The sequence below is a fragment of the Sphingomonas radicis genome, from assembly GCF_051400635.1.
In the GTDB taxonomy this organism is placed as follows: domain Bacteria; phylum Pseudomonadota; class Alphaproteobacteria; order Sphingomonadales; family Sphingomonadaceae; genus Sphingomonas.
Genome location: NZ_JBLFFG010000001.1, coordinates 1,018,945 through 1,040,548 on the forward strand (window position 1 = coordinate 1,018,945; position 21,604 = coordinate 1,040,548).

Sequence of the window (21,604 nt, forward strand, 5' to 3'; positions counted from 1 at the left end):
AAGCTTTTGGCTGCAATCGCATCCGATGCCGTCGTCCGCCTTGTTGCGGCAAAGCACCAGTCCTAAGTAACGGGTCCGTTCCGTTCCGGGGGTTCCATGCAATCCATTCTTTCGGTCTCCCAGGTCAGCAAGACATATGGCTCGGGCCACAAGGCGCTCGACCATGTCGATCTCGAAATCAATCGCGGCGAAATCTTCGCGCTTCTCGGTCCCAACGGTGCCGGCAAGACCACGCTGATCTCGATCATCTGCGGGATCGTGACGCCGAGCACGGGTACGATCCTGGTCGACGGGCTCGACGCGATCCGCCAGCCGCGTGAGGCGCGCATGCGCATCGGGCTCGTGCCGCAGGAGCTGTCGGTCGACATGTTCGAGACCGTGCTCGCGACGATGCGGTTCAGCCGCGGCCTGTTCGGCAAGGCGCCCGATCCCGCGCATATCGAGCGCGTGCTCCGCGATCTGTCGCTGTGGGACAAGCGCAATTCCAAGATCATGGAATTGTCGGGGGGCATGAAGCGCCGCGTGCTGATCGCCAAGGCGCTGAGCCACGAGCCCGACATCCTGTTTCTCGACGAGCCCACCGCGGGCGTGGACGTGTCGCTTCGCCGCGACATGTGGAAGCTGATCGGCTCGCTGCGCGAGCGCGGCGTCACGATCATCCTGACGACGCACTATATCGAGGAGGCCGAGGAGATGGCCGATCGGGTGGGCGTCATCAACAAGGGCCAGCTTCTCCTCGTCGAAGAAAAGGCCGAGCTGATGAAGAAGCTCGGCAAGCGCGAGCTCGATCTGTCGCTGATCGATCCGCTGGCCACGCTCCCCGCCGGGCTGGAGGAATGGCATCTGAGCCTGGAGGATGAGGGGCATCGCCTGCGCTACACCTTCGACGCGCAGGCCGAGCGCACGGGCATCCCCTCGCTGCTCCGCAAGCTCCATGACCTAGGCATCGGCTTCAAGGATCTCGATACGTCCAAGTCGAGCCTCGAGGACATTTTCGTCGATCTGGTCGAGCACAGGGAAACGTCCAACGAGGGGGCTGCGGCATGATCGCTAACCCCGTTCGTGCTGAGCTTGTCGAAGCACGGCTTTCAATTTGCATTGCGCCCCCGGCGCCGGGCCCTTCGACAGGCTCAAGGCGAACGGGTGAGGAGAAAGCAGCATGACCGGCATCAACTTCCACGGCATCTGGGCGATCTACCGCTTCGAGATGGCGCGCACGCTGCGCACTCTGTGGCAGTCGATCGCCACCCCGGTGATCACCACCTCGCTCTATTTCATCGTCTTCGGCGGCGCGATCGGCAGCCGGATCGAGAATATCGGCGACGTCGATTACGGCAGCTTCCTGGTGCCCGGGCTGATCATGCTGACCCTGCTCACCCAGAGCATCTCGAACGCATCGATCGGCATCTACTTCCCCAAGTTCACCGGCACGATCTTCGAGCTGCTCTCGGCGCCGATCTCGGCGGTCGAGCTGGTGGTCGGCTATGTCGGCGCGGCGGCGACTAAGTCGGTGGCGATCGGCCTCATCATCCTGATCACCGCAGCCTTCTTCGTGGACCTGCGGATCGATCACCCCTTCGCGATGCTCGCGTTCCTGGTGCTCACCTCGGTGGCGTTCAGCATGCTCGGCTTCATCATCGGGGTATGGGCGAAGGGCTTCGAGCAGCTGAACTTCGTGCCGGCGCTGCTGATCACGCCGCTCACTTTCCTGGGCGGCGCCTTCTATTCGATCGACATGCTGCCCCAGCCGTGGCGCACGGTGAGCCTGTTCAACCCGGTGGTCTATCTGGTCAGCGGCTTCCGCTGGAGCTTCTTCGGCCAGGGCGACGTGGGGATCGGCTGGAGCCTCGGCTTCACCGGCGCCTTCCTCGCGATCTGTCTCGGGCTGATCGTGGCGATCTTCCGGACGGGATACCGGCTGAAGAATTGAGTCCATTCCGTTCCCCCTGAGCCTGTCGAAGGGCGCCATCCACGAGCGGGCTGCTGGAGGGTAGGCGCCCTTCGACAAGCTCAGGGCAAACGGATTTAAAGCTACCCGCTGTTCCTCAGCGCCGTCGCGATCGCGTTGATCGAGAGCAGGATGCCCTCGCCGATGCGGGCGTCGTCCTCGCCGCGGCGGTGGCGCTTGAGCAGCTCGACCTGGAGCAGGTTGAGCGGCTCGATATAGGGCAGCCGCAGCCGGATCGAGGTGTCGAGCGCGGGGTGCTTCTCCAGCAGCCGCGTCTGGCGGGTGACGGTCAGCAGCCCGTCGTGGGTCGCCTGCCAGCCGCTGCGGATGCGGCCGAAGATGGCGTCCCGCAGCCCGGCATCTTCGACCAGCGCAGCATAATGCGCCGCCACTGCCATGTCCGACTTGGCGAGCACCTGCTCCATATTGTCGAGCGTGGCGCGGAAGAACGGCCATGCGCTCGCCATCTCGCGCAGCAGCCCCTTGTCCTCGAAAGCGTCGATCGCCGCGCCGACGCCGTACCAGCCCGGCAGCATCACTCGAGCCTGCGCCCAGCTGAACACCCAGGGGATGGCGCGCAGATCCTCGATCGCATCGGATTTTTTGCGGCTCGCCGGCCGCGAGCCGATCTTGAGCCCGGCGATCTCGGCGATCGGCGTCGCCTGGCGGAAATAGGTGGTGAACCCCTCGGTCCCGTAGACCAGCCCGCGATAGGCATGGAACGCCGTCTCGGAGAGCTTGTCCATCGCCGCGGCGAAGCGCTCGGCGTCGGCCGGAGCGAGCTGCTCGGGCTCCAGGCTGGCGATCAGCGTCGCCGAAGCCATCGCCTCGAGGTTGGTCATCGCGCTTTCGCGCGTGCCATACTTCGCCGCGATCACTTCGCCCTGCTCGGTGATCCGGATGCGGCCCTGCACCGTGCCTGGGGGCTGGGCGAGGATCGCCGAGAAGGACGAACCGCCGCCGCGACCCACCGCGCCGCCGCGGCCGTGGAACAGCTGCATCGCCAGATCGGCCTTCTCGAACACCGGCTTGAGCGCCGTCGATCCGCGCGACAGCTGCCAGGTCGAAGTCAGATAGCCCCCGTCCTTGTTCGAATCGGAATAGCCGATCATCACTTCCTGATGCCCGCGCTTTGCTGCGATCGCAGCGACTTCGGGCAGGCCCAGCCAGGCCTCCATGATCGCAGGCGCGCCTTCCAGGTCGGCGATCGTCTCGAACAGCGGGATCGCCATCACATGCGCCTGCGGGTCCTCGCCGGGCAGGTAGAGCCCGGCCTCCTTGAGCAGCACATGGACCTCGAGCAGGTCCGATACCGACTGCGCCATCGAGACGATGTAATGGGTGATGCACTGGCGGCCGTAGCGCGCGTGCGCCTCCGCTGCGGCGTGCATGATCGCGAGCTCGGACGCGGCCTCTTCCGAATAGCTGGCATAGGGGCTGGTGAGCAGGCGCGGACTCCCGAGCTCGCGGCGGAGGATTTCGATCCTTTGCTCCTCGCCGAGCGCCGCATAGTCGTCACACACGCCCGCCGCCTTGAGCAGCTCGGCGACGACGCGCTCGTGCACTGCGCTGTTCTGGCGCATGTCGAGCGTGGCGAGGTGGAAGCCGAACGCCTCCACCGCGCGGATCAGCCGGCCGAGCGCGCCGCCGCTGGAAAGCGTGCCGCCGCCCTGCGCAGCGAGCCCGTGCGCGATCGCCACCAGCTCCTCGCGCAGCTCGCCCGGATGCGCGTAAGGCTCGGCTGCGAGCGGCGCAGGCCGTGCAGGCGGCTTGCCCGCCAGCTTCTCGTGCGTCGCCGAAAGCCGCGCATAGATGCCCGAGAGCGCGCGCCGATAGGGTTCGTCCTCGCGGCTCTTGCCGGTGTCGTGGCTCGCCTCGGCCAACTTGTTCACCCCCTCGTCCACCGCGGCATGCTCGGTCGAGATCGAAAGCTCGGCGCCGAGCGCGTGTACCGACTCGAGATAATAAGCGAGCACCGCTTCGGCCGATCGCGCCAGCGCCAGCCGCAGCGATTCGGCGGTGACGAAGGGATTGCCGTCGCGGTCGCCGCCGATCCAGCTGCCGGCGCGCAGGAAGCTCGGCACGCGCTCGCCGAGCGCCCGGTCCCACCGGGCATAGAGCGCAGGGAGCACCGGCAGGAACACGTCGCGGAGGTAGGAGAGCGCGGTCTCCACCTCGTCGGGCACGCCAAGCTTCTCGCGCCGGAGCACGCGCGTCTGCCACAGCAGCGCGATCTGGCGCAGGATCGCCTCGTCGATCTTGTCGCCATCCTCGGTCTCGTCGAGCCCCAGATCCTTGAGCGCCATCAGCTCGGCGATCCGGTTCTTGTGGTCGATCATCGACTTGCGGCGGACTTCGGTGGGGTGCGCAGTGAGCACGGGCACCACCAGCGCGTGATCGAGCAGCGCCATCACTGCGTCATGGCCGATGCCGTGCTCCTGGAGCCGGGCGAGCGCCGCTGCGAAATCCGCGTCCTGCTCGGTCGCCACGCCCTGCCGGTCTTCGGCGAGGTTGGCGAGCATCGAGAAGAGCATGAAGCCGCGGACGAAATCGAGCGTCTCGTCGAGGGTCAGCCGCTCGAGTCCGGGATCGATCGATTCCGCGCCCGCCACGCCGCGATGGCGATCGACCGACGTCGCGCGGATATATTCGATCCGCTTGAACAGTGCCTCTCCGCCATAGGCCCGTATCACGTCGCCGAGCAGGCGACCAAGGAAGCGGATGTCGGGGTTGTTTGCGATCGTCGGGCTGGCCATGGCGTGCGTTGCTGCACCGCAAAAGCCCTAGCGTCAACGCCCCGCTTACCTACATCGGGAGCAATGGCTACGGCTCGAACCGTCACGCGCCCGCTCAAGCGCGCCCTGATCGGCCGGGTGCGCGCAGTGTTCCACGATACCGCGCGCGGCGAGCGGCCGGTGGTGCGCAGCGCGGACGGACTGTTCGGCCCCGGCTCGGCGATTTGGCGGGTGCATGGCGACGTGACCACGATGATGGTCGGCGGGATCACTGCGCTTCTGCTCCAGATGCTCCACCCGGCCGTGCTCGCGGGCGTGTGGGATCATTCGCGCTTCCGCGACGACATGCAGGGCCGGCTCCGGCGCACCGCGCGGTTCGTTGCGCTCACTACCTATGGATCGCGCGAAGAGGCGGAAGCCGCGATCGACAAGGTCCGTCGCGTTCATGGCTTCGTCCGCGGCACCCTGCCCGACGGCACGCCTTATTCGGCGGACGACCCGCGCCTGCTCGCCTGGGTGCACGTGACCGAGATGACCAGCTTCCTCGCCGCCTGGCGTCGATACGGCGATCCGCGCATGCCGGGTTCCGAGCAGGATCGCTATTTCGCCGAAGCTGCGGTGATCGGCGAAAGGCTGGGCGCGGACCCGGTGCCGCGCAGCCGCACCGAGGCAGAGGCGCTGATCGGTGCGATGCGCGGCGAGCTGCGAGCCGATGCGCGGACGCGCGAAGTGGCGCGCATCCTGCTCGATCAGCCGCCGCCGAGCGCCGCCGCGGCGCCGGTGCAGGTGCTCGCCTTTCAGGCTGCGATCGATCTGCTTCCCGAATGGGCACGGCGGATGCACGGACTTTCGGAGCCCGGGTTGGCGACGCCCGCCGTCCGGCTGGGAGTCCGCGGCCTCGCCGATACGCTACGCTGGGCCTTCCGCTAGAATTTGCGCTCGTCGAATGAACCGTCACCGTTCGCCCTGAGCTTGTCGAAGGGCGGCCACCCGCGAGCGCCCTTCGACAAGCTCAGGGCGTACGGCGGAGGTTTCCATCTCAGCGATAGTCCCTATAGACCGATCAGTCGGTGGCCGCTTCGTCCGCGTCGTTAATGACCGGAGTCAGTTCGACCTGACCGACCCCGCGGCGGATCAGTCCCAGCTCGCGGGCGGCCGCACGCGAGACGTCGATCACGCGGCCCCTGCCCCATGGGCCGCGATCGTTGATCCGCACCACTACGCTGCGACCGCTCGTGCGATCGGTGACGCGGACTTGGGTGCCGAAGGGCAGGGTGCGGTGCGCCGCGGTGAATTCATCGGGATCATAGGCTTCGCCGCTCGCGGTGCGGCGACCGGTGAACGCGTCGCTATAGTAGCTCGCGTGGCCGACGATCGGCTCGAAGGCAGGCGCTTCCGAAGCGGAGGGTGCGCTGGCGTGCGACGTCGCGCAGGCGCTGGCGAACATCGCCGCAAGCGCGACGCGTCCCGCGATCTTCCGAATGCTGGTCCCCACTCGTGCCTCCCGTTTGGAGCGGCCTGCCCCAGGAGGCTTAAAATTCCGATTCCCCGGCGCCGCGGCTGCGCCGTTCCGTTGCATCGGGGCGGCGAGCCGTTGGAAACCGGCCCGCCGCGCCCGTCAATGCGGCAGTTCGAGGATCTGCCCTTCGGCAGTGAGTCTCGCGCGGAGCTTGGCATAATCCACGTCCTGGACCGCCACCTGGTCCTGGATCGCGATCGATGCGGCAGCGGCCGCCGACTGGCCGAGGATCATGAACACCGGCTCCATCCGGATCGAGCCATAGGCGATGTGCGAAGCCGACAGCGCCACCGGAACCAGCAGATTGGCGGCCTCGCGCTTCTTCGGCACGATCGCGCCATAGCTGATAGGATAGGCGCGCCCCGGGCTCACTTCGATATTGCCTTCGTTGCGCGCGAAGCCGCGGGCATCGACGATGCGCTGCACATTGTGCGAGTCCATGTTGTACGACCCCATGCCGATCGGCCTGGGCGTGGGCTTGGTGCCGCGCAGGTGCGGTTCGGCCATCACGAAATCCGAGACCATGCGGCGTGCCTCGCGCACGTACATCTCGCGCGGCCAATGGCCGTTCTCGACGAACTCGTCCTTGCACAGCCCCCATTTGGACATTTCGGCGCGGGTTTCGGCTGGGACGCCGGGATCGTTGGCCATGAACCAGAGCAGGCCCTGCTGGTAGCTCGTATGCTCGCGCGCAATCGCGGCGCGCTCCTCGTCGCTTCCTTCGGGGTAGCGATAGTTCATCCCGATGTTGTCGAACGAGAAGGCACCATAGTTGTTGGTGTCGGTCTTGCCGTTGGGGATGCGGTCGAACTTGCGGAAGAAGTCGCGATAGCCGGCGTCCATATAGCGCTTGAGCAGCGTATATTGGCTCGCGTCATAGTCCTGGGGCTTGGGGAACGACACGCGGTTGGCGGGCACGTCGGTCAGGCACATGCGATAGGTATAGGCCTGGATCTTGGTATCGGCGGCGCCGTCCGGCGCGGGGCGCTCCGCGCTGATCCGCGGCACCAGCCCGCTCGAAGGATCCCCGGGCACGCGATAGGGATCAATGTCGAGCGTGAACTGGTGGTTGGTGGTGTTCGCGAGCTGGACGCCGTTGAGCGTCTCGCCATAGGTGGCGTTCGCCTCGCGCCCGACGGTGAAGCTGACGCCCGCGCCGGCCATCAGATCGCCTTCATAGGTGGCGTCGATGAAGACTTTGCCTTCGAAGCGCTGCCCCGATTTCGAGCGGAACGCGACGATCCGGCCGTGCGAAGTCTCGACTCCGCCCTTCGACCGGTCGAGCGGCTGGTTGCGGACGACGGTGGCGCCCGCCTCGCGCACCCAATCCTCGTAGACGCGCTCGCCGACCTTGGGCTCGAACTGCCACATCGCGTCGCCGTCGACGAAATTCTCGGCGCGTGCAGGACGTGGGGCATGCACCCAGACGGCCGGGTCGTCGTAGTGGCGCTTCACTCGGCGGTAGAAGTCGAGCGAGAGGCCGCCGATCGCGCGGTGGTTGCCGGTGTCCGACCAGCCGAGCCCATTGGTCGACATGCCGCCCAGATAATCCTCGCGGCACACCAGCAGCACCGATCGGCCGAGCCGCCGCGCCTCGATCGCCGCGACGACGCCGCCCGAGGTGCAGCCGTAGATGACGATATCGGCTCGTTGGACCGGCCCGGATTGGGCGCTGGCCTGCGGCGCGGCAATTGCCGCCGGCAGAAGACAGGTCGCGGCGGCAAGCGCGCGGCGGAACATGGTGCTGTTCATGATATTCCTTCTCACGCGCTGTTCAGAAGCTCGCCGCGACGCCGAAAAAGATCCGGCGATCTTCCCGCGCGGAGAACGTCAGCCGGCCCGGCTCGCCGAGATACTGGCTGTCGATCTCCTTGGTGAGATTGATGCCCTCGACCGTCAGGCGCAGGTTCTTGGTCAAGTTGATCTGGGCAGACGCATCGAGCTGCCCGCGCCCCGAGACATAGTTGTTGCCGCCGCTCGCCGCGCCGCCGACGGAATTCATATATTCGCTGCGATAGGTATAGGCGGCGCGCACCGAGAAGGTGTCGTCTTCATAATAGCCGATCAGCGTGTAGCTGTCCTGCGACAGGCCCGGCAGCGGCAGCCGTTCGCCGGTGATGGCGTCGGTGAGCGGTGTCCTGCTGTCGACATAGGTATAGTTGGCCTGGATGCCGAGATTGTCCAGCGGCGCCGGCAGGAAGCGCAGCGCCTGCTGATAGGCGAGCTCGAACCCCTGGATGCTGCCGTCTTCGCCATTCTGCGGCTGCGAGATGTCGAACAGTCCGAAGCGTTCCGAGAAGCCGGGGACAAACTCGCGGTTCACCGTCGTCACCGTGAACGAATCGACTTTCTTGTAGAAGACCGCGCCCGTCAGCGAGCTCGCCGGCGCGAAATACCATTCGAGCGTCGCGTCATACTGCGTCGCCTCGAACGGCCGCAGGTTGGGGTTGCCGCGCGAGCCGGTCATGTTGACGGTGTTGGGCACGAAGCTGGCGCTGACCTGGTTGAGCCCGGGCCGGGCCACCACCTTCGCGGCGGCGAGGCGAAGCGTTAGGTCCTCGCTGAAGTTCAGCGAGAAATTGGCGCTCGGCAGCCAATAGTCGAAATCCGCCTTGATGACGTTGGTCGCCGTCGGCGACAGATATCCCAGCGTGGCGCGCGCCGTGTCGATATAACGCACGCCCGCGTTGCCGCTGTAGCGCAGCCCCCCGATCGTGCCTTCGAAGTTCGCCTTCACATAGGCACCGAGCGTCTCCTGCGTCACGTCCTTGATCGAGGTCGGCCCCACCGTGATCGTGGTGTCGTAGGGATCGGGTGCTGCGAGCCCGAGCCCGTCGCGCGCGATTTGCTTGTCGAGCGTACCCCCCAGCAGGTCGCGCGGGAAAGCGCCATCGACACCGGGGTAGAAGGCGCCATAGTCCTTGCCGTAGCTGAGGCCGGGAAGTTCATCGACGGTGAGTATGCCATCGCCGTTGCTGTCGCCCGCGGCGAGCAGACTGGCTGCAACGGGCAGGTTTTGCGGATCGGCGGCGAGCAGCTCGACACGCTCGTAGCGCATGCCCGCCTCGACGGACGACAGGATGCCCCAGTCGGTCTGATATTCCCAGTCGAGCCGCGCGTCATACCCCTTGTTGTCGGTCACTGCGTCATAGTCGAAGATCGACAGGAGCTGGTATCGCGACGGATCGTTCGGATTGAAATTGGCGTCGATCGACAGGTCCGGCACGGCGTTGCCGGCGCGGAAATCATAGCTCGCGTTGGCGACATTGCCCGCGCGCGGCACGACGACATAAGCGAACGATGCGCCCGGTCCGCCGTCGCTGCCCTTGCCGCGGCTGTACGACATATCGAAGCTCACCCGAGCCCGATCCTTCTCCCATTTCACCGATCCGCCGAGCAGGGTCGATTTGAGATCGGTAGGCTCGTCATAGATGAGCGGACGGATCGTGACGCCCGTGAAGGTGCCGGCGACGACGGTGCCCTGGTCGTTGACCGTCGCATCCACGTCGTTGTTGTTGAACAGCACTTGATAGTTGACGCTGTTCCGCTGGCGCTTGAGGTGGTTGTAGGTCGCGTCGAGGATGATTTCGAGCTCATCGGTCGGGCGCCATTGCGCGGTGCCGTTCATGGTCAGCCGCTGCTCGGCGCGATCGAAGACGCGCGCCATGAAGCGATTGGGGCGGAACAGGCCCGGATCGTCGACACCGTCGCCATCGCCGTCGATCGCGCCCGTCTGCGTCCAGCCGCCGGAATCGAACGAATAGCCCTGCGTCTTCGTATCCGAATAAGCAACGCTCGCGAGCAGGCCGAATCGCTCGCTGAGATTCTTCGATACCATCGCGGATCCTCGATAGCCGATATGATCGGCCTGGTCGGCATAGGCACCTTGGATGCGCCCCGCCACGACCAGATCGTCGAGATCAAGCGGTCGCTTGGTGCGCAGGTTGACGGTTGCGCCGAGCGCGCCTTCCGGCATGTCGGCGGTCGGCGACTTGATGACGACGATCGACGACAGAATCTCGGGGCTCACCGATTCCAGCGCCGCGTTGCCGCCATTGCCGGGGCCGATATAATTGCGGCCGTTGATCTCGAGCCGGTTCTGCGAAATCCCGCGCACCGTGAAGTTCGATCCGTCGCCCTCGCGCCGCGAGATCTGGACGCCGGTGATGCGGCTCATCGATTCGGCGACGTTCTGGTCGGGCATCTTGCCGATGTCCTGCGCCGTGATGACGTCGACGATCGAATCCGCCGAGCGTTTGACGTCGATCGATTCCTGGAGCGATGCCCGGATGCCGGTGACGATGATTTCATCGCCCGCCGGGTCGGATGCGGGAGCCTCTTCCTGGCTCGCCGCCGGCGCCTCCTGCGCGACGGGCGCGACGGAAGCGTTGGTGAAGGCAGGCGAACGCGCCGCCAGCGTCGGTGCGGGGCGCTTGAGCACGATCGCGCTGCCGACGGTGACCGGCACCAACCCGGTGCCCGAAAGGAGCTGGCGCAGCGCCGCCGAGACCTCCATCGATCCCTGCACGCGATTGACCGTCACGCCGTCGGTGATCGGGCCCGAGGCGAGGATCTGGATGCCGGCCTGGTGCGCGAACTGCGGGATGCCGGTGCGCGCCGGCTGGGCAGGAACGTCGAACCGGCGAACCTGCGCCGTCGCCTGAACCGGCGATGCCAGGCTGCAGACGAGCGCGGCAGTGCCGAGCAGATAGGAACGCGCGTAGACCATTGATCCCCTCCCGTTGTGACCGGCGCCCTTATCGGTGCGCTCTCGATATCAAGAGTCGGCGGCGGGCGGTTTCCGTCAGGGCAGCGCGGTCTTTTTTCGTGCCAGGCGGATTTCGGAGGAGGTAGTGGTGACGGTCACGTCGAGCGAGGCGGCGAGCGTCGATGCAAAGACCCCGGGCTTGTCGATCTGGAACAGTCCGACCAGCCGCTCGTCGGCAAGGTCGGGGTCGACGATCACGAGCTGCTGGCGATTGTAGCGGTTGAACTGTGCCGCCGCGCTGGCCAGCGTCTCGTTCTCCAGCGAGATCTCGCCGCTGCGCCAGGCGAGCGAGCGCTCGATCGAGGCGGGCGCCGTTCCGGTGACCGGCGCGGGTGCACCGCGGCGGAAGTTCGCATATTGGCCCGCCTCGAGAATGGTCATCGCGCCGCTGGCGTCGCTTGCCCAGACCGCGACCCTGCCCTCGGTAACGGCCACCTGGACGCCGGTGTCGGTGCGCTGCACCGAGAAGGCCGTGCCCACTGCGCGTGCCTGGGCGATCCCGGCGTCGACGACGAAGGGGCGCTTGCGGTCCTTTGCGACCTGGAACCAGGCCTGGCCCTTGTGGAGCGCGATCCGGCGGCTATCGCTCGCCATCACCACGCGGAGCTCGCTGCCGGTGTCGATGGTCGCCACCGAACCGTCGGCGAGCGGCAGCCGGCGGATCTCGCCGCGCGCGGTCGCCACATGCTCGCCCATCAGCACCGGCCAGCCGACGACTCCGGCGATCGCGGCCGCGATGGCACCGCCAGCGCCCGCCAGCAGCCAGCGGCGTGTCGGTGCGAGCCGGGGGGTGCTGTCGGCTGGCGCCGTGGAGAATTCCTCGCGGGTCAGCGCACGATCGATCACGCTCAGTCCCGCCTGGGCCCGCAGCAATGCTCCGGCGTGGCGGCGGTCCTGCGCCAGCCATGCCTCGAGTTCGCCGCGCTCGGCCGGATCGAGGGGATGGCGCAGCGCCCAGGCAGCCGCGGCCGCTTCAACGGGATCGTGCATGCGATACCCCTTTCGCCGACATGCCGGGCTGTTCGCTCCCCGGCTCGGTCAACAACTTCAGGATCTTGCGCAGGCTTCGGCTCGCTTCGTTCTCGACCACTGCCTCGCTGACGCCCAGCGCCTGGGCGATTTCCCTCTGCGTCAGCCCGTCCACCTTGCGCATCACGAAGATCCGCCGTGCCCGGTCGGAAAGCGTAGCTAGCGCGGCCTGCACGCGGCCGAGCTCCTGGCGCGCAGCCGCGATCCGCTCGGGGGAGGGCTGATCGCTCTCCCAATCGGCCTCGATCGAATCGGCCATCGCCTCGATGCGGACGACGCGCGCCCGCTGCCGCTGCCGCTGGGCGAGGTTGCGTGCCATGGTGAAGAGATAGGCGCGCGGCATCGTGACGTGCGAAACGTCGGAGAGCTGGGCTAGGCGGCAATAGCATTCCTGCACGATGTCCTCCACGTCGGCCGCGCCGACGAGCCGCCGCTGCAGCCATAGCCGCAGGTCGCGCTCGTGCGGCAGGATCTCGCGCCCCACCCACTCGGCCAGTGCCTCGCGTTCCGTTGTCCTTCTCCTCTGGCTCCTAAGAGGCGCGAGCGAAGGGCTTCCGTCAACTGCGATGCAAATTGCCCGAAGGAAATCAGGCGGAGGGAGGAAGTTTGGCCGGTCGCACGGGCCGGCCCAGCCAGGCGCTGAGGATGACGAGGATCGGCACTGCGAGCAGCGCCACTGCCACCGTGTCGGGCCAGCCCTTCGCTGCCAGCCCAAGTATCAGGCTTCCGATCGTCAGCGCGAGCAAGAGCAGCGGCACGGCGAAGGTCTGGAAAAGGCTGTACCTCACGCCGCCGCCTCGACTTCGCCGCCCCGCGACACTTCGCGCACGCGCAGCGCCAGCGGTGTGCCGCGGCGCCCGAGCCAAAGATAGAGGCCGCTCGCCAGCACAGCGATCGCGACCAGATCGAAGAACGCCCACAGGATTTTGAGAGGCAGGCCGCCATAGTCGCCGTAATGAAGCGGCTGGGAGAGGTACATCGCGCTCATCGCGATCGGCCAGGCCGGCACGGCGCTGAGCTCGGCGGTGCGGGCATCGAACAGCAGCGGCTGATAGTTGCGCTCGGTGAGCGGGGTGGTTCCGCTCATGAACACGCCATAGTGATGATTGCCGCTATAGCCCGTGCCCGGATAGCTCACGAACGCCGGGCGCAGGTCGGGGCGCTCCGCCTGTGCCGTGCGGACGGCCTTGGCGATCGATCCGAACTCGGTCGGCATCGGCTTGCCTTCCCAGGCCGAAGTGAGCCGGGCGATCTCGTTCTTCTGCCACGACGCATAGAGCGTCTCGTCGAGCGTGTTGATCACGCCGGTCAGCGCCACCACCAGCAGCCAGCCGGTGGCGACGATCCCGAGCAGATTGTGCAGATCGAGCCATTTGACTCGCCGGCTGCGCTCGCGCCGGACCGTCCCGAAGGCCAGCTTGGTCATGAACGGACGGTAGAGCACCACGCCGGAGGCGATCGCCACGCCGAATAGCAGGCCCATTACGCCCAAGAACAGCTTGCCCGGAAGTCCGGCGAGCATGTCGACGTGCAACCGGCCGATCCAATAGAGCAGCCCTTCGTTGAACTGCGGCGCAGACACCGCCGCGCCCGAATAGGCATCGAAAAGCGCGGTCTGCATCCCGGCAGGCGGCGTATCGGGCCGGGGGCCGAGATTGACGTAGACGATCGGCGCGTCCGGGAACCAGCCGAGGAACAGCGGCACTTCGCCCGGATATTGCGCCTTCGCCTTCTCGATCAGCGTATCGAGGTTCGCCGGCACCGCTCCGGGCGGCGGCGCGGCGACTTCGGGCTCGGCACCCGAAAGATGACTGATCTCCTCCGCGAAGATTAGCGGCAGACCGGTCACGCACAGCATCAGCAGGAACAGCGTGCAGACGAGGCTGGTCCACTTATGGACCAGGTACCAGGCTTGCACCGTCCCCCGCTTCACGGGATCAGAACCGGAAGCTCAGCGATCCGACGACATAGCGACGGTTGCCGCTGAAACAGTCGCCGAACGCGCGGCACGGGGCGAAATACTCCTTGTCGAACAGATTGGTGGCGTTGACGGCGAGCGTCCAGCGATCCCAGTCGATCGCGGCGAGGGCATCGACGAGTGTGTAGCTGGGCGTCTCCAGCGTCATCGCGGTGCCGGTCGAGACGGTGTCGCCGATGTAGCGCACGCCCGCGCCCAGACGCAGCGCCGCGCTCTCGTTCAGCCGCAGCGTCTTCACGCCCCAGGCCGAGGCCATGTGCTGGGGAACGTCGCTCAGCCGCAGCCCGACTTCGGGCTCGAACAGGCTCTCGGTCACCTTGGCGTCGTTGTAGCTATAGGCGGCGGTCAGCTCGAAATTGCCGGGCAGCGACACCGCGGCCTCGAACTCGAACCCCTTCGATGCGATCTCGCCGGTCTGGAAGATGTTGATCGGATCGAACGGATCGTTGGTCGGCCGATTGCTCTCGACGATGTCGTAATAGGTGGCCGTCACCAGCACGCCGCGGCGCGGCTGCCACTTGATACCGCCCTCGACCTGGCGCCCGCGCGTCGGCACCAGCGCCTCGCCGCTGCGATCGAAGCCGGGGATCGGCTGGAACGCTTCCGAATAGCTGACATAGGGCGACACGCCATAACCGATCTCGCCGATCAGGCCGACCTTGAAGGTCCAGGCCTCGTCGACGCGGAGGTCGACGCCCTCGGTCTTCGAAGTGGCGCGGTCGTGGCGCCCGCCCACCACCAGCGTCACGCGGTCTGCATAGCGGATCTGGTCCTGCACATAGACGCCGAGCTGGGTGTTCCGCTGCTCGGGCAACAGGCTGTACGGCAGCACCGAAACGCCGCTCGACACCGGATTGTACACGTCGATCGGCGTGCCCATTCCCGATGCCGACCAGGTCCGCTCGTAATAGTCGCTGTAATCGACGCCCGCGAGCAGCTGATGCGAGAAGGGGCCGGTATCGAAGGTGAAGCGCGCGTTCGCATCGCTGGTGAAGATCTGCGCGCGCGGCTTGGTCTGGTAGGCGAAGCGATTGACGATGCGCCCGGTGTCGCCGTCGCCGTCGAGGAAGGGATCGAGCGGGTCCGAATAGACGTCCGGATAGAGTTCGCGGAACTCGGCCTTGGCGTCGATATAGCGGGCGCGGGCGCTGACGCTGACGAGATCGGAGAAGCGATGATCGACGATCAGCGTCGCCGATAGGCTGCGCTGATCGAGGACGTCGTAATCATAGTCGCCCAGGAAGGTGCGATTGTCGATCTTGCGCGCCTCGGACGGGGCGAGGATCGTCGAGACGATCGGCAGGAACTGCTGGCTCGACGCCGAAGTGTCGCGCTGGATCACCCCGAGCAGCGTCACCTGGGTGTCCGATCCCGGCCGCCAGGTCAGCGACGGTGCGAGTAGGAAGCGGTCGTCCTGGAGGCCGCGGGTCTGCTGGCCGGCGTCGCGGATCACGCTCACCACCCGCGCCGCGAACCGGCCGGCGTCGTCGAGCGGGCCGGTCAGGTCGACCACTGCCTGCATCCGGTCCCATGAGCCATATTCGACGCGGGCATAGCCCTGGGCGTCGAACAGCGGCGTCTTGCTCACGCTATTGACGATGCCGCCGTTCGATGCCTGGCCGTAGAGCACCGAGGAGGGGCCGCGGAGCACTTCGACGCGGTCGAGGGTCTCGATCGCGTTCCGGGCGAAGGGCGCATAGGTGTAGAAGTTACGCATCCCGTCGAGGAACTGGACCGGGTTGAGCCCGCGGATGATCGTCGCATCGCCGCGCGTGTCGAGGCCATAGGCCTCGCCGGTGACGCCGGCCGAATAGCGCAGCGTTTCCTGCAGGTTGAGCGCGCCGCGGTCGCGGAACAGCGAATCCTCGACCACGCTGATCGCCTGCGGCGTCTCGACCAGCGGCGTGTCGGTCTTGGTCGCAGTCACCGCGCGCTCGGCGATGACGGTGACTTCTTCCTCCCGGTCCTCCGCGGTCTGCGCCTGGGCGGCAAACGGAAGGGCGACCGACGTCAGAAGGGCGAAACCAAGCTTAGAGTGCACGCGCAACATATTCCCCCGCTCGTAATTTTGAGCGGCCTCTAACGGCGGGGGAGTTCTAATGCAACTTATTCGCACTAGCTCAAGCGAGGGCCGACCGGCTCAGACGTCGAGATTTGCGACGCTCAGGGCGTTCTCCTGGATGAATTCGCGGCGCGGCTCGACCACGTCGCCCATCAGCTGGGTGAAGATCGCGTCGGCGACATCGGCCTGGTCGATCTGGACCACGAGCATCGAGCGGTTCTGCGGATCGAGGGTGGTTTCCCAAAGCTGTTCGGCGTTCATTTCGCCGAGACCCTTGTAGCGCTGGATCGCGAGGCCCTTGCGGCCGGCGGCCAGGATCGCGTCGAGCAGCTGCGAGGGACGCGACACCAAAGTCTCGCCCTTGCCGACGGTGATCGCCTCGGCTTCCTCGCCGTCCTCCAGCGCCGCGGCAGCCTCCGCCTCGGTGGCCGGAATCGCCTTGGAGGGCACGAGCTTGGAGGGGATGAGGTAGCTCGGCGCCTGCTCGGTCGCGAGCGCATGGAGCTTGCGGGCCTCGGCCGAGACGAGGAAGCTCGCCTCGACAATGTGGTGATCGGTCACCCCGCGCCACAGCCGCTCGAAGTGATAGCCGCCCTCTTCGGTGATGCGCGCGCTCCACCGCGCTTCGGCATCCGCGGCATCGAGCCGCGTCGCGACCGACGTGAGCCGCTCGGCACGAACTTCGCGCGTCGCTTCGGGATCGAGCGCGCCGCCCAGCGCCAGCACTTCGATGATCGAAGGATCGTAGCGCCGCGGCACATAGCGCATCAGCGTGCGCATGCGGCGCGCATGCTCGACGAGATCGCGCAGGTCTTCGCCGCTGCGTGTGCCGCCGGCGGTTTCGAGCAGGTTCCCGAGCACCCCGGCATCGACCAGATACTGATCGAGCGCGGCATCGTCCTTGAGATAGACCTCCGAACGGCCCTTGGTCGCTTTGTAGAGCGGCGGCTGAGCGATGTAGAGGTGCCCGGCCTGGATGATCTCGGGCATCTGCCGGTAGAAGAAGGTCAGCAGCAGCGTGCGGATGTGTGCGCCGTCGACGTCGGCGTCGGTCATGATGACGATCTTGTGGTAGCGCAGCTTCTCGAGATTGAAGTCGTCGCGGCCGATACCGGTGCCCATCGCCTGGATGAGCGTGCCGATCTCGCGGCTCGACAGCATCCGATCGAAGCGCGCACGCTCGACGTTGAGGATCTTGCCGCGCAACGGGAGGATCGCCTGGAAGTGGCGGTCGCGGCCCTGCTTCGCCGATCCGCCGGCCGAATCACCCTCGACCAGGAACAGCTCGGACTTGGCGGGATCGCGCTCCTGGCAGTCGGCGAGCTTGCCGGGCAGCGAGGCGATGTCCATCACGCCCTTGCGCCGCGTGAGCTCGCGCGCCTTCTTGGCGGCCTCGCGCGCGGCGGCGGCGTCGATCACCTTGCCGATGATCGAGCGGGCATGCGCGGGGTTCTCCTCGAGCCATTCGGCGAGCTTGTCGGCCATGAGGCTTTCGAGCGGTTGGCGGACTTCGGACGAGACCAGCTTGTCCTTGGTCTGCGAGCTGAACTTGGGATCGGGCAGCTTGACCGAGACGATCGCGGTGAGGCCCTCGCGCATGTCGTCGCCGGTGAGAGTGACCTTCTCCTTCTTCAACATGCCCGACTTGTCGGCATAGTTGTTGAGGGTCCGGGTCAGCGCGGCGCGGAACGCCGCGAGGTGGGTGCCGCCGTCACGCTGGGGGATGTTGTTGGTGAAGCAGAGGACGTTTTCGTAATAGCTGTCGTTCCACTCCAGCGCGACGTCGATCGTCACATCGTCGCGCGTGCCCGCAATCGCCACCGGATCGGGCATCAGCGGGGTCTTGTTGCGATCGAGATACTTCACGAACGCAGCGATGCCGCCCTCGTAATAGAGCTCGACTTCCTTGACTTCCTCGTGCCGCGCGTCGCGCAGGAACAGGCGAACGCCCGAATTGAGGAAGGCGAGCTCGCGATAGCGGTGCTCGAGCTTCTCGAAATCATATTCGGTGATCTTGAAGGTCGCGGGGCTGGCGAGGAAGGTGACGCGCGTGCCCTTCTTGGGGTTCCCGTTCTCGTCGACGGCCTTGCCGATCACCTTGAGCGGGGCGACCGCATCGCCGAACGCGAAGCGCATGTAATGCTCCTCGCCGTCGCGCCAGATGTTGAGATCGAGCCATTCGGAGAGCGCGTTGACCACCGACACGCCGACGCCGTGGAGGCCGCCCGACACCTTATAGGCATTGTCGTCGCTGGTGTTCTCGAACTTACCGCCGGCGTGGAGCTGGGTCATGATGACCTCGGCCGCCGAGACACCCTCCTCCGAGTGGATGCCGGTGGGGATGCCGCGGCCGTTGTCCTCGACCGAGACCGATCCGTCGGGATTCAGCTGGATGATGATCTTGTCGCAATGCCCGGCGAGCGCCTCGTCGATCGCATTGTCCGAGACCTCGAACACCATGTGGTGGAGGCCCGAGCCGTCGTCGGTGTCGCCGATATACATGCCGGGGCGCTTGCGGACCGCATCGAGGCCCTTGAGGACCTTGATCGAGTCTGCGCCATAGGCGTTCGCGTTGGGGAGATTTTCGGGAGTCTGGTCGTCGTTGGTTGCCATGCCCAGCATATAGGGTTTGCGCCCGGGAAACGGAAGCAAAATGGGGCGCGGCCGAACGCGCGCCGCGCAGCCGATGAGAGTGGTGCCCCCTGGCCTTAATCGACGCGCTCCGGGGCGCTGAGCATTGCCCGGAGCCTGGCCGCCCGCGGACTAGCGAGAGCGTCCCAGCGGCGGAGCCACAGCCCCGCCTCGACCAGCGGATCGGCATCGAGCGCGCAGAGGCAGCGGCACCCTTCGCGCCTCCTCCGGACGAGCCCCGCCGCTTCGAGCACGGCGAGGTGCTTGGCGGCGCCGGTGCCGCTCATCGCGAAGCCGAGGGCCAGCTCGCCAACCGACTTCTCGCCGCTTGCCAGCCGATCGAGCATCGCGCGGCGGGTGGGATCGGCGAGTGCATGGAAAGTGGAGTCAAGCCGATAGCCAACCATAAGGTTGGCTATCGCTTCGAGCGCCGGCCGGTCCAACCTTTTGGTTGGGTCCGGAAATGGCGGATTTCTGCGGCTTCCGGGCATTTCCGGCGATAGGGCGCTTGACTCTAAGTTGACTCCTTCGCGGGGTTGCGAGGCAAGCGTCATGCCGGGGTGCGGGCGTGCGGAGGGAGGCGTGTGCTGTTTGTCCATGATACGAACGAAAGCAGAACAAATCCTACATTGCCAGCGGATTCGTTTGCGCAAATGGCTGGCTAATGGCTCATTGGCCGGTAGCTGGGGGGCGATGAAGAACAAGCGATTGCCCTTGATGCCTGGTAGCGATACCATCGCATAAAATGGGGAGAGGCTGGATGCGCGTGCTCGAACTCGCGGCTGTGGCTACCGCTCTGACGCTGGCCGGGGCAGCGCATGCCCAGGCCGTCGGCAATCCTGCCCCGGCGTCGGCGCCCGCTCCGTCCAGCCCGCCGGACATGATGCGCGGCCCTGACGAGCGCTTCGCCGATTTGAACAGGCTGAACAATGAGGTCACCGCGGGCCGCCCCAAGTCATCGCGGCCCGTTCCCGTGAGCCCCGACGATGTCACGCCGGGCAGCGAAGTCCGGGATTCGAAGGGCGTCGTGATCGGCTCGATCGAGAAGGTAGGCACCGGGTTTGCGGTGATCGCCAGCCCGGTCGGCAAGGTCGAAGTGGAATTCGCATCGCTCGCCAAGAACAACAAGGGGCTGCTGATCAACATGCCCAAGGCCAAATTCGATGCGATCGTGGCGGGCAGCGCCAAGCCTGCGAAGTGAGGCGCGCCAATGGCAGGCTTAGGCGTTAGAGTCTGTTTGGAAATGCACGGAAGAGCGCATTTCTAGGCGGCACCGCCCTCCGCAGCCTTTCCATCGATGCTGCGCATCGCCGGAACCTTGGGCGGCACCGGCCCGCTCCCCCACCCGGCCACCCATAGGATACTGTCGCTGGGTGGCCGGGTGGGGGAGCGGGCCGGTGCCGCAATGCGCCGCAATGCGCATTCCCAAACAGGCTCTTAGCCGGCGTCACCGCGGGGCGGTCTCGATCGCCCCGTGCGCCACGCGATAGCGCGTCGCCTCGCCGGCGACGGCGGCGAACAGCTCGGGCTCGGTGCCCGTCATCCACACCTGCCCCTTGTCCGCGAGCCGCTCGAACAGCGCGGCCCTGCGGGCGGGATCGAGGTGGGCGGCGACTTCGTCGAGCAACAGGATCGGCGCGCGGCCGACGCGATCGGCGACCAGTTCCGCGTGCGCGAGGACCAGGCCGAGGAGGAGCGCCTTCTGCTCGCCGGTCGAGCAGAGGTGCGCGGGTTGATTCTTGCCGAGGTGGGTGACGAGGAGGTCGGCGCGATGCGGGCCGGCGAGCGTGCGGCCCGCGGCGGCATCGCGGCGGCGGCCTTCGCGGAGCGCATGGACGAGCTCGCCGGTATCGCCGCTCCAGCTTTCGAGCGCGAGGCCGGCGCGGGCGAAGGGGCCTTCGGGTTGATCCGCGAGGCGCGCATCGAGCAGCGCCACCGCCTCGCGGCGCGCGGCATCGAGCGCGGCGCCATGCTCAGCCATCCGCGCTTCGAGCGCACTCAGCCACTCGGGATCGGGCGGCGCCGCTTCGGCGAGCAGGCGGTTGCGCTCGCGCATCGCGGCTTCGTAGCGAGTCGAATGATGCGCATGGCCGGGGGCGAGCGCGAGCGTGAGCCGATCGAGGAAGCGGCGGCGCTCGCCCGCGCCTTCGACGAACAGCCGGTCCATCGCGGGGGTGAGCCAGAGCACCGTCACCCATTCGGCGAGCGAGGTGGCCGCGGCGGCCGCGCCGTTGATCCGCACGATCCGACGCTCGGGCGCGTCGGGCCGGGTGCCGGTGCCGATATCTACTAGCCCCTCCCCTTCAGGGGAGGGGTTGGGGTGGGGCCTGTCGCTTTCCCTGAGACCAGTGCTTGCGGACATGCCCCACCCCAAACCCCTCCCCTGAAGGGGAGGGGCTTTGATGCGTGCCGCGACGCCGAAGCCGCCGGGACCGCCCTGGCGCGCCATCTCCGCGAGCGGCGCGCGGCGCAGGCCCCGGCCGGGGGCGAGCAGCGACAGCGCTTCGAGGATGTTGGTCTTGCCCGCGCCATTCTCGCCGCTGAGCACCACGAAGCCGGCGCCGGGCGCGAGCACGGCATCTTCGTGGTTGCGGAAATCGGTGAGGACGAGACGCGTGACGGCCATCGGCTCTGCCCTAGCGCAGCGGGCGACGACGGGCGAGGCGGGAAATCCTTCCCCTGGCAGACAGGGCTATCGCATATGGAAATTCCGTTTGCCCTGAGCTTGTCGAAGGGCCTTCCCCCGCTGCCGGCGTCCGGCCGGAAGCGAAGGGCGTCCTTCGACAAGCTCAGGACGAGCGGAGACTTTGCCGAACCCCGTTCCCGCACCGGGAATATATTCCATAGCGATACCCCTGCCCGCCAGGGGGAGGTGGCACGCGAAGCGCGACGGAGGGGGAGGAAGCACGCCGATAGTTGGTCGCTTACCTCCCC

Annotated in this window: 16 protein-coding genes; 4 read left to right on the plus strand and 12 right to left on the minus strand. The window is 66.8% G+C overall.

Annotated features, from left to right (window positions below; translation table 11 throughout):
* The first annotated feature begins 96 nt into the window (after positions 1-96).
* Together ACMGDH_RS04670 and ACMGDH_RS04675 are read left to right on the plus strand one after the other, a co-directional pair.
* The gene (locus tag ACMGDH_RS04670) at positions 97-1,047 is read left to right on the plus strand and encodes an ABC transporter ATP-binding protein (RefSeq protein ID WP_436826738.1); all 951 of its coding nucleotides are present in this window, start codon (positions 97-99) and stop codon (positions 1,045-1,047) included.
* A gap of 112 nt (positions 1,048-1,159) precedes the next feature.
* Positions 1,160-1,930, plus strand: coding sequence for an ABC transporter permease (locus tag ACMGDH_RS04675; RefSeq protein WP_436826739.1), 771 nt, complete (start codon positions 1,160-1,162; stop codon positions 1,928-1,930).
* Between the two features lie 101 nt (positions 1,931-2,031).
* Here ACMGDH_RS04675 and ppc read toward each other — a convergent pair whose 3' ends face one another.
* Positions 2,032-4,704 (minus strand): phosphoenolpyruvate carboxylase, encoded by a 2,673-nt coding sequence (ppc, locus tag ACMGDH_RS04680; protein ID WP_436826740.1) that lies wholly within the window; start codon positions 4,702-4,704, stop codon positions 2,032-2,034.
* A gap of 63 nt (positions 4,705-4,767) precedes the next feature.
* Here ppc and ACMGDH_RS04685 point away from each other — a divergent pair, with 63 nt between their 5' ends.
* Entirely contained in the window at positions 4,768-5,613 is an 846-nt protein-coding gene (locus tag ACMGDH_RS04685) for an oxygenase MpaB family protein (protein ID WP_436826741.1), read from the plus strand.
* 133 nt (positions 5,614-5,746) lie between these two features.
* Here ACMGDH_RS04685 and ACMGDH_RS04690 read toward each other — a convergent pair whose 3' ends face one another.
* The 10 genes from ACMGDH_RS04690 to ACMGDH_RS04735 all read right to left on the minus strand — a co-directional run bounded on the left by ACMGDH_RS04690 (position 5,747) and on the right by ACMGDH_RS04735 (position 19,077).
* A complete protein-coding gene (locus ACMGDH_RS04690; protein ID WP_436826742.1) occupies positions 5,747-6,178 on the minus strand; it encodes a septal ring lytic transglycosylase RlpA family protein in 432 nt (143 codons plus the stop codon).
* Between the two features lie 123 nt (positions 6,179-6,301).
* Positions 6,302-7,954: an FAD-dependent oxidoreductase gene (locus tag ACMGDH_RS04695; protein WP_436826743.1), complete on the minus strand. Its 1,653-nt coding sequence runs from the start codon at positions 7,952-7,954 to the stop codon at positions 6,302-6,304.
* 22 nt (positions 7,955-7,976) lie between these two features.
* On the minus strand, positions 7,977-10,931 hold the full coding sequence (locus tag ACMGDH_RS04700; RefSeq protein ID WP_436826744.1) for a TonB-dependent receptor: 2,955 nt from the start codon (positions 10,929-10,931) through the stop codon (positions 7,977-7,979).
* 75 nt (positions 10,932-11,006) lie between these two features.
* On the minus strand, positions 11,007-11,960 hold the full coding sequence (locus ACMGDH_RS04705) for a FecR family protein (protein WP_436826745.1): 954 nt from the start codon (positions 11,958-11,960) through the stop codon (positions 11,007-11,009).
* On the minus strand, positions 11,944-12,483 hold the full coding sequence (locus ACMGDH_RS04710) for an RNA polymerase sigma factor (protein ID WP_436826746.1): 540 nt from the start codon (positions 12,481-12,483) through the stop codon (positions 11,944-11,946). Before ACMGDH_RS04710 ends, ACMGDH_RS04705 begins: the two co-directional genes overlap by 17 nt.
* 103 nt (positions 12,484-12,586) lie before the next feature.
* Positions 12,587-12,787: a hypothetical protein gene (locus ACMGDH_RS04715; protein ID WP_436826747.1), complete on the minus strand. Its 201-nt coding sequence runs from the start codon at positions 12,785-12,787 to the stop codon at positions 12,587-12,589.
* Positions 12,784-13,917 (minus strand): PepSY-associated TM helix domain-containing protein, encoded by a 1,134-nt coding sequence (locus ACMGDH_RS04720; protein WP_436826748.1) that lies wholly within the window; start codon positions 13,915-13,917, stop codon positions 12,784-12,786. Before ACMGDH_RS04720 ends, ACMGDH_RS04715 begins: the two co-directional genes overlap by 4 nt.
* A 19-nt stretch (positions 13,918-13,936) precedes the next feature.
* Entirely contained in the window at positions 13,937-16,018 is a 2,082-nt protein-coding gene (locus ACMGDH_RS04725) for a TonB-dependent siderophore receptor (RefSeq protein ID WP_436826749.1), read from the minus strand.
* Positions 16,019-16,117: 99 nt separating this feature from the next.
* On the minus strand, positions 16,118-18,661 hold the full coding sequence (gyrB, locus tag ACMGDH_RS04730) for a DNA topoisomerase (ATP-hydrolyzing) subunit B (protein WP_436826750.1): 2,544 nt from the start codon (positions 18,659-18,661) through the stop codon (positions 16,118-16,120).
* Between the two features lie 86 nt (positions 18,662-18,747).
* On the minus strand, positions 18,748-19,077 hold the full coding sequence (locus tag ACMGDH_RS04735; protein WP_436826751.1) for an ArsR/SmtB family transcription factor: 330 nt from the start codon (positions 19,075-19,077) through the stop codon (positions 18,748-18,750).
* Between the two features lie 353 nt (positions 19,078-19,430).
* On the opposite strand from ACMGDH_RS04735, the gene ACMGDH_RS04740 reads away from it, so the two are divergent.
* A complete protein-coding gene (locus ACMGDH_RS04740; protein WP_436826752.1) occupies positions 19,431-19,871 on the plus strand; it encodes a hypothetical protein in 441 nt (146 codons plus the stop codon).
* A 246-nt stretch (positions 19,872-20,117) separates the two neighbouring features.
* Here ACMGDH_RS04740 and recF read toward each other — a convergent pair whose 3' ends face one another.
* The gene (recF, locus tag ACMGDH_RS04745) at positions 20,118-21,296 is read right to left on the minus strand and encodes a DNA replication/repair protein RecF (RefSeq protein WP_436826753.1); all 1,179 of its coding nucleotides are present in this window, start codon (positions 21,294-21,296) and stop codon (positions 20,118-20,120) included.
* Between the last annotated feature and the right edge of the window lie 308 nt (positions 21,297-21,604).

What these genes read in the sequence shown, in the direction of transcription:
- ACMGDH_RS04675 (WP_436826739.1), top strand. Translation starts at nt 1,160, where the DNA reads ATGACCGGCATCAACTTCCACGGCATCTGGGCGATCTACCGCTTCGAG.
- ACMGDH_RS04700 (WP_436826744.1), bottom strand. Translation starts at nt 10,931, where the DNA reads ATGGTCTACGCGCGTTCCTATCTGCTCGGCACTGCCGCGCTCGTCTGC.
- ACMGDH_RS04695 (WP_436826743.1), bottom strand. Translation starts at nt 7,954, where the DNA reads ATGAACAGCACCATGTTCCGCCGCGCGCTTGCCGCCGCGACCTGTCTT.
- recF (WP_436826753.1), bottom strand. Translation starts at nt 21,296, where the DNA reads ATGGCCGTCACGCGTCTCGTCCTCACCGATTTCCGCAACCACGAAGAT.
- ACMGDH_RS04670 (WP_436826738.1), top strand. Translation starts at nt 97, where the DNA reads ATGCAATCCATTCTTTCGGTCTCCCAGGTCAGCAAGACATATGGCTCG.
- gyrB (WP_436826750.1), bottom strand. Translation starts at nt 18,661, where the DNA reads ATGCTGGGCATGGCAACCAACGACGACCAGACTCCCGAAAATCTCCCC.
- ACMGDH_RS04705 (WP_436826745.1), bottom strand. Translation starts at nt 11,960, where the DNA reads ATGCACGATCCCGTTGAAGCGGCCGCGGCTGCCTGGGCGCTGCGCCAT.
- ACMGDH_RS04685 (WP_436826741.1), top strand. Translation starts at nt 4,768, where the DNA reads ATGGCTACGGCTCGAACCGTCACGCGCCCGCTCAAGCGCGCCCTGATC.
- ACMGDH_RS04735 (WP_436826751.1), bottom strand. Translation starts at nt 19,077, where the DNA reads ATGGTTGGCTATCGGCTTGACTCCACTTTCCATGCACTCGCCGATCCC.
- ppc (WP_436826740.1), bottom strand. Translation starts at nt 4,704, where the DNA reads ATGGCCAGCCCGACGATCGCAAACAACCCCGACATCCGCTTCCTTGGT.
- ACMGDH_RS04740 (WP_436826752.1), top strand. Translation starts at nt 19,431, where the DNA reads ATGCGCGTGCTCGAACTCGCGGCTGTGGCTACCGCTCTGACGCTGGCC.